Consider the following 11988-nt stretch of genomic DNA (forward strand, 5'->3'; position numbering starts at 1 on the left):
AATTTGACTCTAATATCTTAAATATTGCAGGACTACTTAGCCACTTTCATCCTATTCCTAAGTACTATTTTAAGAATAAGGACCAGGATACAGAGTTTCTTGCACTAGGGTCTTGGAAGAACTTTACAAGTCTCTATCAGTTTGACGAAATCGATCAAGTTGTAAAAGAAAATGACTTTTTAAAAGTTGTTGGGGCGCAAAAGTTTCAACAAGAAGATTGCTCAATTGAATGGCATGGAATTGATGACTGTCACTTCTTCATACCACAAGTTCTTATTGAGAAGAATGATCTCAAAGTCTCAGTTAAAGTTATCTTTCCTGAAGATTTTGAAACGGATGAGCTTAAGAAGAAAGAATACCTTCATTCGCTGGCCATTACACTTGATCCGACAGCATTTTGCTTTAATGAACATAATAACTTTCAAATTGGAAGAAGTGAATCTCCAAACTTCATGGAATGGGACAATATAGTTAAAAAGTCTCTAGCGGCCATTCAAAATAGAGATATCGATAAAATCGTTCTCTCAAGAAAGGAGATCATCTCTTACAAGAGGCATATTTGCACAGCAGATGTCTTTAGAGATATGTATGAGAGTTTGAATCAACAAAGTTACTGTGTCTATTTCAAGTTCTCGCACATGCAAACCTTTATGTCATTCACTCCGGAAACACTTTTCAAAGTTAAGGATGGCGTGCTTAAGCTTGACTCTCTTGCTGGAACAAGGGCCAGAGGAAGCAACCAGGCCAAAGATCTACTACTTGAAGAAGAGCTCTTGAATGACAAGAAAGAGATGAATGAGCATCGATTTGTCACAGATTATATTTCTAATAAGATGGAAACTCTTGTAGATGAAATCAAGATTGATAAGTCAGAGGGAATCCTTAAACAAAAATTTGTTCAGCATATCCATACAACTCTTGAAGGAAAACTTCGTGATGAAGTCAAATCTTTTGACCTTATTAAGACATTTCACCCAACACCAGCGGTTGGAGGAAAGCCAAAAGAGAGTGCTCTTAGTTTAATCAAGAAACTAGAACCATATAAACGTGGTTTCTATGCTGCTCCAATTGGGTATTTTTCAAAAGCTAGCAGTGAATTTGCCGTGGCCATTCGATGCGCTCTTGCTCATGGAGATAAACTTCATATCTTCGGTGGATGTGGAATTGTTGCCGACTCTCTTCCAAAGAATGAGTGGATTGAGACAAAGAATAAAATGAAGAACTTCCACAATATTCTAGGTGGTGAGTAGAATGTCATTTCCACAGTATCAGAATCTTTCACGTCTTTGGGCCTCACTCATTGTTGATGAGCTGGCAAAGAATGGTGTCTCTGATTACTACTGTGCTCCAGGAATGAGAAATGCTCCTATTTTAGCGGCCGCTTATCATCACGATAAGACAAAGACATTTAGTTTTGTCGATGAAAGGGCCCTCAGTTTTAGAGCTCTGGGAAATTCAAAATACCCAAGTAATATTCCGGCCCTAACTTGTACTTCAGGAACTGCGGTCGCAAATTTTCTACCTTCTGTTATTGAGGCCTATAGATCAGGACTTCCGATGATTGTCCTCACTGCGGATAGGCCAATAGAGCTTGTAAAGATAGATGCAAATCAAACAATTGATCAGACGGGAATCCTTAAAGACTTCTGCTGTCACACATTGAATCTCGATGCTCCATCTCAAACTTTGGCACCATCAAGATTAAGGGCCCTCATCTCAAGTGCAGTCGGAAAGGCCATTATGCATTCAAGACCAGTGCATATTAATATACCGCTACGAGAACCACTTGATGCAACTTTAGTGGAGCTCAATAAAAGCTTTCTAGAAGTGCACTTAAATCATTTGAAAATCAAAGGGCCAAGAATATCTCAATGCAATTTCTCAACTATAAAAGAGATGATGGACTCACTGATCTTATTAAGGATTCAAAGAGACCTCTTCTGGTAGTTGGAAAACTAGAAAGAGAAAATGAGAAGTCTGAATATATTGAAGCTCTCAAAAAAATAAAGTCTGCCAAAGTATATCGATATCACAAGTGGTATTAAGTTTAATTTCTCTTTGGAAGACAAGCTCAATCCAACATTTGATCATCCAGAAGTATTTGATTCATATACTGAGAACAAACCAGACTTGATCATTCATATTGGTGGACGACTAGTCAGCAAGCACTACTATCGCTACCAAGAGATGAATCCAGATATCCAGATTATTCATGTCACTAATGTCGATACCAATCATGATCCCGGTTTTTCAAATAATGTTAAAATTGTCTGTGATCCTGTTTCATTTCTCAAGGACTTGTCTGAGCTTGAGTTGGAATCAAACTCTCCGATTTCTTGGAATGATTTCACACAGAAAAAGCGAGATATTATTGAAGACAGTGAATTATCATTTCCTTTTATCTCAAAGAATATAATCGAAAATATTGAACATGAAACAGAGCTTTTAATTGGAAACTCAACGGCCATCAGATCTTTTGATAGTTATATTCACCCGAATAAGAACTTCCCTATTACGACATTTTCAAATCGTGGTGTTAGTGGGATAGAAGGCTTCATGGCAACCCTGTGTGGGATGGCCGACACAAGTGAGAAAGGAAAAGTTCTAGTGCTTGGAGATGTTTCTTTTAAGCATGACCTCAATTCTCTGTACATGCTTAAAGATCACCAAGAAATGAATATGACTCTTGTGATCGTAAATAATTATGGTGGCGGAATATTCGAGCTACTTCCAATTGCGAAGGAAAGAGACTTCCTCCCACTTTTAAGTACACCACACGAAGATAACTTTGAAGAAATCCTCAAAGGTTTTCCTTATATTAAATATAATAAGTGCTTTAATAAGCATGACTTCCTAACTCAATTTAAAGAGGCCAATACTCAAGATGGGATCAACCTGATTGAGGTTATTATTGATACTCAAAAAAATATTGAAGTCTATCAAAAGCTTAAGACCGTAAAACTATGAATAACTCCCTAATAAAATCACTACTTCTGGCCGCTAGACCAAAGACTCTTCCGGCATCAGCAGGACCTGTTCTACTTGGGCTGGCCCTTGCCTATAGATTAGAATCACAAATTAATTTTCTAACTGCAACTTTGACACTACTCTGTGCACTTCTTTTGCAAGTCAGCACAAATCTGGTCAATGATTACTATGATGGAATACGTGGAATTGATGGTGAAGACCGCCTAGGACCACAGCGAATGACAGGGACAGGTGCGCTTAGTTCTTCTCATGTAAAAAAAGCCTTCATGGCCACTTTGATGCTTTCTCTCCTTCTTGGAATCTATCTCATGTATGTGGCCAAAACCCCAATCATCGTAATTGGACTTCTTTCGATTCTCTTTGCCTATGCTTATACTGGAGGACCTCTGCCTCTTTCTTATTTTGCCATGGGAGAAGTGCTGGCCTTAGTTTTCTTTGGACCAGTAGCAGTTTGGGGAACATATTATATCCAAGTTTTAGATATCCAATCTCACTTACAAACGGTTCTCTTAGTAGGACTTGCTCCGGGATTTATATCAGCGGCCATTATGGCCATAAATAATTTAAGAGATAGAGAAACAGATATTAAGACCAAAAAGAGAACCCTAGCAATCTTGGCCGGGCCTAAGGGAGCGAGGATCCTTCCCATCCTCTTTGTTCTATTGGCGACCTTTATCCCGATTGTTCATGTCTCAAGCTTTCAAGAGAATCCTCGTATCATGGTAGCGACATTTATAAGTTATTTCTTCTTTAAAACTTGGAATGCTCTAGCAAAGGAGCCAATTGGTCCAAATTTTAATAATCACTTGGCAACGACGGGGAAATTTCTCTTTCTCTTTTGTTTTACCTATTCAGTGATGCTTATATCGCTCTCATTCTAAGAGAAAGAGATATCTAAGATGAAAGTATCCCTATCAAATTTTAGAGAAATCACTATTGATCTGAAAACCCCCTTTCAGGTGGGAGATTTTCTTCTTAATAGAAGTCGATCATTTCAATTTGATGCTATTATTGGAGATGAGAAATTTACAGGAGAGATCCCCTCTCTTGAGCTCTTCTATCCCAATGATTCTCTAGAAGGATTAGATAACTTTAGTTTTCAACTCAAAGAAGAAGAAATTGATTTCACCAAACCCTTTTTCAATCAGAAGATTCCACTGGAAAACCCAGCAATAAATATGGTCTTTGCCATCGAGCAACTTCTCTTAACTTATTTGGAATCTCACAAAAAAAAGACTCCGCTCACCAATTTAAAGAGCGAGGCCAAGATAAACTCTCTTTTAACTCATTCTAACGAGACTAACTTTTTGGTAAACCCTAATGAGCTAAGCTCTGTAGTTAAAGTAAAAATTGGCCGTGAAAATAATATTGAGGAAGAAAGAGAACTAATCCACTCACTCATCGCCCAAGGAAAAACACTACGACTCGATGGAAATAGAATGTGCCATCCTTCACAGCTAGAGGAACTTCTTGGTCAAGTTGATCAATCTAAGATTGAGTATATTGAGGAACCATTTGCAAGTCTTGGTGAATGGGAAAAGTTCAAGCTTAAAGATAAATTTGCATTAGCAATCGATGAGAGCTTCGAAGAATGTATGAAAGAGAAAAACTTCCCGCCTGAAACGACGACACTCATAATAAAACCGAGTTTAGTTCTCTCTCTTTCTGGAATCTTTGCTGCCAAGAAAAATCATCTTATCAATAATTTTAATCTTGTGATTAGTAGTTCTTTTGAAGCTCCACAAAGTTTCAACACTCTCGTCTTACTTGGCGCTTTTACAGAAGGTTATCATGGACTAGGAACCATGGAGCATCTCAAAACAAAACAAAACCTATTTAAGAGAAAGGGTGATTTTCTTCAGGGCTTTTCCCTCATGCATTTTCAGCTATAATAAATTTATTAGTGAATGGAAATTCTTAATGAGGAGATCAAATGAAAATGACTAGAATTCTAGCAGTTGCAACGATGCTTGCCTTCACTTCATGTGGACACTTTGGAGCAAAGAAAGATTGTCACAGCAAACATGCTGACTGTGCAAAACAGTGTAAAAGAGCTGGTAAAGACTGTGCCAAGATGAAAGATTGCACAAAGAAAGGATGCAAGAAAGACCATGCAAAGAAGCAATGTGACAGGAGCCAGAAAAAGGCCAAGTCTTGTTGTGCAAAAAAAGACGCAAAGAAATCATAATTTTGCCTTTTGGCACCGGCCCTGTCGGTGCCTCTTAACCTCTCGAAATCCAAGCGAAACAACCACTAAATTTCAATAATCCAACATCTCAATCCGATAAGAAGTTACCATATAAACTTAAGGGGGAATGATGTCGAATATTGTAAAATGCATGACACTTGCACTCGTGGCCTTGGCCATAACTTCATGTTCAAGTTTTTCTGGAACACGTGGTATTGCCAGCGACCCTTGTCAGAAAACTTATTTAAAAAGTGAGTTTGAAAATCCTGATCATACGGATTACAGAGAAGCACAACAAATGTGCCACAAGAAATAAGAAAGGCCTCAACATGAGGCCTTCTTTTTTATGAATTCATTGCTCTTAGCATCCATAATTCTTTTTCAAGCCATGCCACTTTATCATCGGCATAGGCCTGAGTTGTTGAATCACCTTCAGATACCTCCGAAAGCTTTCTAAACTCTTTATGAAAATGGTTTAGATCATCAATCAGAGTATTCACAACTTGTTGTGCTGTAAACTTCGTTTCATTTGTTTCTTGAATACGACTAATCTCAAGAGAGTCTTTTAAAGTTACAACTGGTGTTGAATGGAGTTGTAATTGTCTTTCTGCAAGATCATCAAAAGTCACTGCAAAATCATTGTAGAGAAGTTCTGTCTTCTCATGTAGTGGTGCAAACATCATTCCTGTTACATTCCAGTGAAGATTGTGTAACTTGAAATAGAAAACTTGTGCATCCGCTTGTAGTAATCTTAATAATTGATTTGTACTCATATTCGCCTCCGTTTAATTTCTATAATCATTATCGACTAAAACTCTTATAGAGAAAATGATTCTTTTTCTATAGGCCGATAGTTTAGGTTTATCACACGCTAAACTATTGTTATTAATGCATAATTTTGAAACTTTGACCATTCTTAGGCACGATGAATTCGTTTTTACCTAGGCCCATAATTTCCATCTGTTTTAAAAGATCATTTTCTGGCTCATCAATTCCTTCATCTGTTAACTGAAAGGTTCCAAAGTGAATTCCAATTGACTGCTTAGACTTTAAATCCACATGGGCCTGAATGGCCTCTTGCGGATTAATATGTTGCTGCTTCATAAACCATCGAGGCTCATAGGCACCGATTGGTAAGAAGGCCAAGTCAAAGGCACCAAACTTCTTATAGGCCTCTTTAAAATGTGGGCCATAGCCAGAGTCGCCACCAAAGTAAACCTTCTTGGAGCCTTCAACAACAAATGCCCCCCAAAGGCTCTTATTGCGATCAAATAGACCTCGCTTAGACCAATGCTGACAAGGAGTGAAAGTGATCTTTAGCCCATCGAGATTGATCGATTGATACCAATCAAGCTCATCGGCCTTCGCAATCTCATCAAGATAGGTCTGACTTCCTAGACCGACAACCAACTTCGGATTATCTCTTTTCATGAAGTATTGTAACGTTTTTAGATCCATATGATCATAATGATTATGACTGATAAGTATCATATCAATAGGAGGCATATCCTCTATTTTGATACCTGGCTTTTTCACTCGCTTTGGGCCAATCCATGTAAAAGGAGAAACTCTTTGAGACCAGACAGGATCAAAGAGAAGGTTCTTACCATCAATTTGTAATAAGACAGTTGCATGATTTATGAAAGTTACCGAAATCTCACCTTTTTCAACTCTCTTGCTAGGAACAGTCTGTTGATCAATCTTCACCCATTGTGGCCACTGCTTACGCTCTCCTGTAAATCGCCATTTTAAGAGCTCAAAAAGACCCTTATCAACATTAACACCCCATGGGTTGTAGAATCTCTGACCATCAAAATGATCACTTACAGGGCCCTTGTGCTGGGTACCAGAACAGCCGAGGGTCAAACTCAAGAATATCAATAACATAGATAAGTTTTTCATGAGAGAATTCTCCCCTAAATTCCCCTATTTGAAAATGTCTAAAATTGAGACGGCCCCCATAAATATTTCATAACTTCACAAAGCGTGCTCGAATTTCTATATAGTTAGAAGAAAGTCTTAATAAAAAGATGTCAATTTTGAACTCTACAGGAAATAAGAATGAGCAAAAAGTTTAAGAACTCTATGAAAGCTTGCCACCTAATTGCTATGACAGTCTTGCTGGCCTCTTGTAGCGAGCAGAGCAACCGTGTTATCCCTGATAACTCTGCCACAAACTTTGACACTCTCTTTGCAAGCTCAACTCCTCAAGTAGGACAACAGCTTATTTCTGATGAAATTCAGGCCACAAGACTCACTCGTTATCAAAAACTCAATATTGATTGTAATTTTCAAAAGATTAGAACAACTAAAACTGTGGTGAGAGTTGAAGGCGATGATATTTTTGTTGAAACAGTGAAGGGCTTCACTGACCTAGATGAGAAATCAGATGATATCTGTAAAGAAGAAATCTCAATCAGTAAGAAGTTAATAAAGAAGAGTTTAAAACAAGAGCGCTCAGTAGTCTCTCGACTCCAAGATGAAAATAAAGAGGGTTGTAAGCGCGAGTGCGAGCAAAATATAGAATTAGAAAATAACGAAGCAGTCTTTGTCTATAGTGGTATTTACGAGTATGGAAAACTCGAGGCAAAAGTGGAAGGAAGAATTGCTCCTAATACAGAGTCACCATGGCTCTCTCCCTTTCTGAGCAGTAATCAAAAGGTGACAATTGTAGGAAGCCACGACTCGATAATTTCGAAGCAGCTCTTCACGAAGAACTTTGAAAATGATGTCGATACATCTGAAATAGATTTTGAAGAATATGAACTTGCCATTTATAAGAATGAGGCCATTGATAGGACTGAAAGATTTCTTAATGAAAATGCCAATCAAATCTTTAAAACACAAGTTGATGGCCTTGAGTATGAAATTACATTTAAAAAAGGACTCACAAATAAGTATATCCAGACGAGAGAAATTGAACTCTTAGATGGAACAAGATGTTTTATAAAAAAAGAATCACCGATTGAGTTGATTGAAGAAAAATCGAATTTCTCAAGGGCCAAGAGACTGGCCGAGGATACAATAACGATGACACTAAATGGGGAAGAATCTTCTTATGACGTCAATAGAATTAATCAAGAAGACTTGGTTAAGTGTCTCAACACACCACTGATGACAGATGATCCTACAATTATCCATAAATTTTTAAAGTTACATGAAAATGGTGACATAGAACTTGATATAAAACGTCAATCGGCAGGAAAAATTTATTCAAGACAGTGATCACTTTCATGCTAAAATAGTATGAAAGAGATCATTATATGCCACAAAGAAAGAGCAACAATATTACCTATTACGTGATTGCTAATCTCACCATTATTTTGGTGTCAATAGTTACGTACCAATGGATCAATAGCGCCTTCTTAGAAAAGGCCAAAGAACAACACACAAAAGATATTCACTTTCTAGCGACTCAAATTCGTAAGGACTATTTCTACAACGAAGGAAAAACTGTTTCCTCGCTTCTAACTAAGTTAGAAATGGATTTCACAAAAGACGTTTCAAATAAGCTTAATATCATAAAAGATGTCACCAACGCAGATATAGTCTACCTACTTGATAGAAGTGGAACCGTCACTCATATGGTAAGAAACCCTCGTGAACCAGATATCACAGGAAAGAATTATGGGTTTAGACCCTACTTTAAAAATGCCATCATGGGAGACAACTTTGTCTACACTGCTATTGGAGTCACAACAAAGAAAAGAGGAATCTACTTCTCTTCCCCTATTTATAAGAATGATCGCATTACAAGTGTTCTAGTTTTAAAAAGAAATTTCGAAGAAATTGATCAGTATCTAGCAAGTCACGACGATTCTATTCTCCTAATCAACCCTGATGGCATCATCTTTAGTTCAAACAAGCCAGAATGGCGCCTCATGAAGATTGAAAATACCAATAATGTCTATGATAAATTTCGTTATGCCGAATTGACGAACTTCAAGATTTTAAAGCTTCAGCAACTACGCTCTCGAACATCGCGAAGTGATGCAAAGATTTATAATGACTATTCGATGAATATCTTAGGTGAGCCTTGGAGAATTATTAGTATACGTCATCTTGTTAATTTTAAGCCGAAATCAATGTACTCACTTGCCATTGTTCTCACGCTTATGTTTCTAGCGACAGTTAATATTTTTCTGTATTTTGTTCTTCAAATTAATTTTCAAAAAAATCAAGAATAGACCCAGCAGTTCAAATAAAAAAAGGGAAGTCCTCTGACTTCCCTCTCTCATAACGTCTCTATTTTTTTAATTAATACTTGATTAACTGCCCATTCCCCATAACGTGGAATGATGTCTCATTTTTGATCTTTTTAAGAAAAGATTCTGCAGTATACTTGATTTTAAATGTGGCACCTGCAACACGATCTTCTTTCGTTCCGTGGTTAGAAATTTGCATTAATTCAGATGAAGCATTGAATTTGAATCCCCATGCAACTTCAACATCTTGAGCAACGACATTAATACCTGCGAGGTACTTTCCTTTTCCTTCATACTGTCCACCATACTGAAACATAACAGTATATGTGAATGAAATAACAGCAGCTCTAAGACCATTCTTATAAGTCACAGTATATGACTTGGCCTTTGGCGCTGACCATCTTTCCATATCGAAGAAAACAGCATCAATTTGATCTTGTCCCTTGAAAGGAATGACTGAGATTCCACGTCCCATATTGACGTCAACAACCGGTTTACCCGCTTCAATGATTGGCCAGATTTTCTTTCCGATAGCAATAATCGAATCAACGATCATAACAACATCTTTAATACCTGCTTTTTCAACTACGTAGTTGGCCTTAACTTCTTCGTGCTCGACAATTTCAACTCTTGAAATTTCGAAGTGTGGATCTGCGTCTCTATCAAAGTCTAATTCAATAACTTGCTTATTAGCGGCAAGTGCAAAATTAGCTGTTAATAGTGATGCAATTAAGAACTTTAACATAGGGTCTCCCTGTGATTGTTTATCTGTGGCCTCACAATAGTTTTCAGCGGCCTTATCCGTCAATTAAAAATTCCTGTCATTTCCATATGTTAGAAAGATTTATACATTTTTATAAATCTATTAGTTTCAGTTGTGAAAAGCCTGTAATAATTACATGAAACTTACGCAACTTACGCTTGACTTACGCTACACTTACGCACACAATAGAGTTATGGCACTTACAAAGAAACAGAAAGAAGTTTACGACTATATTAGAAATTATCTTGCAGAAAATAGCTTTGCACCGACTCAAAAGGAAATTAAAGAGCACTTCGGTCTCAAATCCTTTGGTTCCGTCAATCGCTATATGAAGTATCTCATTGAGGCTGAACTGATCGAAATGGATTGGAATGCAAGACGAGGGATTCGAGTTATTGAAGAAGTTGAAAACCAAATCCCAATACCTTCCCAGCCCTCGGCCCCACCTATGAGTGCTCAACAATTTGAAGAAATTCCACTTTTAGGAGATGTGGCAGCAGGAAACCCTATTGAGGCCCTAGAGAATCCAAGTGAAACAACATTTGTTCCAACGCATATGATGGGAAAACCTGGAAAGTATTATGCTCTTAATGTTTGTGGTGATTCTATGATCGAAGATGGCATCCACGATGGTGACATTCTTGTCTGTAGGCAGCAGGCCAATGCAAATCAAGGCCAGACAGTCATTGCTGTTGTCGATGAAGAGGCCACAGTGAAAAAGTTCTTTAAGAAATCACAGAGTATTGAACTCCATCCAGCAAATGAAAGATTGAAACCATTTATCATTGGACCAGAACAAGACTTTAGGATTGCTGGAATTGTCGTAGGACTGCTTAGAAGCTATGAGTAAAGATCTCGGACTCTTTCACCAGAAGGAGTTTAAAATCATTCACATTGATATGGACTGTTTCTACGCCGCTGTAGAAATGAGGGATAATCCCTCTTTAAAGAATCATCCTATCGCAATTGGTGGGCCTTCTAAGACCAAAGGTGTTCTGTGCACGAGTAACTATAAGGCCAGAGAGTTTGGAGTTAGGGCGGCCATGCCGACTTTTAAGGCCTTTAAGCTATGCCCTAACTTAAAACTTATTCCCCCTAATTTTAGAAAATACGAAAAAATATCAGCTCAAATTCGGCAGATCTTTTACAAGTACACTGACTTGGTAGAACCCTTATCACTTGATGAGGCCTACTTGGATGTGACAAATTCATCTCACTTTAATGGATCGGCCTCAATGATTGCTAAGGCCATTCAAAAAGAAATCTATGAAGTCACAGGGCTTACCGCAAGTGCAGGAGTCTCTTTTAATAAGATGCTGGCCAAAATAGCAAGTGACTGGAAAAAGCCAAACGGACTCTTCGTAATTACTCCAGAGCAAAGACTTGAGTTTATAAAAGATCTGCCGCTTAAGAAAATCCCAGGTATTGGTAAAGTTAGTGCCATGAAGATGGAGCGCTATGGGCTCATTAAGTGTGGCGATGTCTTAAAAAGAGACCTCTTTGATCTTATTTCAATTTTTGGTAAAAGAAGTGCTTTAGATCTCTATGAGGCCTGTCACGGGATTAGCAATAGTCGAGTAAAACAGAGACGTCAAAGAAAGAGTTTCGGTATAGAGAGAACTTTCTACGAGGCTTTTTCAGACCTTGAAAGATTTGAACAAGAATATCAGATTCTCATCCTGAAATATCAAGAACGACTCAAACATATGGATGAGTTTCATTTAAAGAATAGAGAGATCTCGCATATCTCAATCAAGATACGCTTTAGTGATTTTCAAACCCACACCAAAGAAGTTATGATCAGCGCAGATGTCTCTGATAGTATAAAAGAAAGAAGAGAGCTT

14 protein-coding genes are annotated in these 11988 nt (G+C 37.8%); 11 read left to right on the plus strand and 3 right to left on the minus strand.

All coding sequences use genetic code 11. The features are described from left to right. The 7 genes from M901_RS01520 to M901_RS01550 form a co-directional block, all read left to right on the plus strand. Positions 1–1250: isochorismate synthase MenF (locus M901_RS01520; RefSeq protein WP_021276402.1), on the plus strand; the 1250-nt coding region annotated here is incomplete at its 5' end. Between the two features lies 1 nt (position 1251). Then, entirely contained in the window at positions 1252–1947 is a 696-nt protein-coding gene (locus M901_RS01525; protein ID WP_021276405.1) for a thiamine pyrophosphate-binding protein, read from the plus strand. A 111-nt stretch (positions 1948–2058) separates the two neighbouring features. Continuing rightward, positions 2059–2967, plus strand: a complete 909-nt coding sequence (locus M901_RS01530) for a thiamine pyrophosphate-binding protein (RefSeq protein WP_021276395.1) — start codon at positions 2059–2061, stop codon at positions 2965–2967. After that, positions 2964–3869: a 1,4-dihydroxy-2-naphthoate polyprenyltransferase gene (locus tag M901_RS01535; RefSeq protein ID WP_021276407.1), complete on the plus strand. Its 906-nt coding sequence runs from the start codon at positions 2964–2966 to the stop codon at positions 3867–3869. The genes M901_RS01530 and M901_RS01535 overlap by 4 nt, the downstream gene beginning before the upstream one ends. Positions 3870–3887: 18 nt before the next feature. After that, complete coding sequence (locus M901_RS01540) at positions 3888–4880, plus strand: hypothetical protein (RefSeq protein WP_021276406.1); 993 nt, start codon at positions 3888–3890, stop codon at positions 4878–4880. Positions 4881–4921: 41 nt separating this feature from the next. Further along, positions 4922–5176, plus strand: a complete 255-nt coding sequence (locus M901_RS01545) for a hypothetical protein (protein WP_021276404.1) — start codon at positions 4922–4924, stop codon at positions 5174–5176. A gap of 130 nt (positions 5177–5306) precedes the next feature. Then, the gene (locus M901_RS01550; protein WP_021276397.1) at positions 5307–5492 is read left to right on the plus strand and encodes a hypothetical protein; all 186 of its coding nucleotides are present in this window, start codon (positions 5307–5309) and stop codon (positions 5490–5492) included. A 28-nt stretch (positions 5493–5520) separates the two neighbouring features. On the opposite strand, the gene M901_RS01555 is transcribed toward M901_RS01550, so the two are convergent. Both M901_RS01555 and M901_RS01560 read right to left on the minus strand, forming a co-directional pair. Beyond that, on the minus strand, positions 5521–5949 hold the full coding sequence (locus M901_RS01555) for a DNA starvation/stationary phase protection protein (protein ID WP_021276401.1): 429 nt from the start codon (positions 5947–5949) through the stop codon (positions 5521–5523). 112 nt (positions 5950–6061) lie between these two features. Continuing rightward, on the minus strand, positions 6062–7078 hold the full coding sequence (locus tag M901_RS01560; RefSeq protein WP_021276396.1) for an MBL fold metallo-hydrolase: 1017 nt from the start codon (positions 7076–7078) through the stop codon (positions 6062–6064). 159 nt (positions 7079–7237) lie between these two features. Between M901_RS01560 and M901_RS01565 the strand changes: the two genes are divergently transcribed. Both M901_RS01565 and M901_RS01570 read left to right on the plus strand, forming a co-directional pair. Next, positions 7238–8401 carry a hypothetical protein gene (locus M901_RS01565; protein ID WP_034719494.1) on the plus strand — a complete coding sequence of 388 codons (1164 nt, stop codon included), beginning with the start codon at positions 7238–7240 and terminating at the stop codon, positions 8399–8401. Between the two features lie 101 nt (positions 8402–8502). After that, complete coding sequence (locus tag M901_RS01570) at positions 8503–9363, plus strand: hypothetical protein (protein ID WP_021276400.1); 861 nt, start codon at positions 8503–8505, stop codon at positions 9361–9363. Between the two features lie 70 nt (positions 9364–9433). Here the strand turns inward: M901_RS01570 and M901_RS01575 are convergent, their stop codons facing one another. Beyond that, the gene (locus M901_RS01575) at positions 9434–10126 is read right to left on the minus strand and encodes a hypothetical protein (RefSeq protein WP_157679758.1); all 693 of its coding nucleotides are present in this window, start codon (positions 10124–10126) and stop codon (positions 9434–9436) included. A 154-nt stretch (positions 10127–10280) separates the two neighbouring features. On the opposite strand from M901_RS01575, the gene lexA reads away from it, so the two are divergent. After that, positions 10281–10994: a transcriptional repressor LexA gene (gene lexA, locus M901_RS01580; RefSeq protein ID WP_081653294.1), complete on the plus strand. Its 714-nt coding sequence runs from the start codon at positions 10281–10283 to the stop codon at positions 10992–10994. Continuing rightward, positions 10987–11988, plus strand: a 1002-nt coding sequence (gene dinB / locus M901_RS01585) for a DNA polymerase IV (protein WP_021276398.1), incomplete at its 3' end; no start/stop codon positions are given. The genes lexA and dinB, both read left to right, overlap by 8 nt.

Origin of the sequence: Bacteriovorax sp. DB6_IX (assembly GCF_000447775.1) — a bacterium.
In the GTDB taxonomy this organism is placed as follows: Bacteria; Bdellovibrionota; Bacteriovoracia; order Bacteriovoracales; family Bacteriovoracaceae; genus Halobacteriovorax_A.

Excerpts from the sequence above, each read along its gene's own strand:
- M901_RS01525 (WP_021276405.1), top strand. The coding sequence starts at position 1,252 with ATGTCATTTCCACAGTATCAGAATCTTTCACGTCTTTGGGCCTCACTC.
- M901_RS01535 (WP_021276407.1), top strand. The coding sequence starts at position 2,964 with ATGAATAACTCCCTAATAAAATCACTACTTCTGGCCGCTAGACCAAAG.
- M901_RS01540 (WP_021276406.1), top strand. The coding sequence starts at position 3,888 with ATGAAAGTATCCCTATCAAATTTTAGAGAAATCACTATTGATCTGAAA.
- M901_RS01545 (WP_021276404.1), top strand. The coding sequence starts at position 4,922 with ATGAAAATGACTAGAATTCTAGCAGTTGCAACGATGCTTGCCTTCACT.
- M901_RS01550 (WP_021276397.1), top strand. The coding sequence starts at position 5,307 with ATGTCGAATATTGTAAAATGCATGACACTTGCACTCGTGGCCTTGGCC.
- M901_RS01555 (WP_021276401.1), bottom strand. The coding sequence starts at position 5,949 with ATGAGTACAAATCAATTATTAAGATTACTACAAGCGGATGCACAAGTT.
- M901_RS01560 (WP_021276396.1), bottom strand. The coding sequence starts at position 7,078 with ATGAAAAACTTATCTATGTTATTGATATTCTTGAGTTTGACCCTCGGC.
- M901_RS01565 (WP_034719494.1), top strand. The coding sequence starts at position 7,238 with ATGAGCAAAAAGTTTAAGAACTCTATGAAAGCTTGCCACCTAATTGCT.
- M901_RS01575 (WP_157679758.1), bottom strand. The coding sequence starts at position 10,126 with ATGTTAAAGTTCTTAATTGCATCACTATTAACAGCTAATTTTGCACTT.
- lexA (WP_081653294.1), top strand. The coding sequence starts at position 10,281 with ATGAAACTTACGCAACTTACGCTTGACTTACGCTACACTTACGCACAC.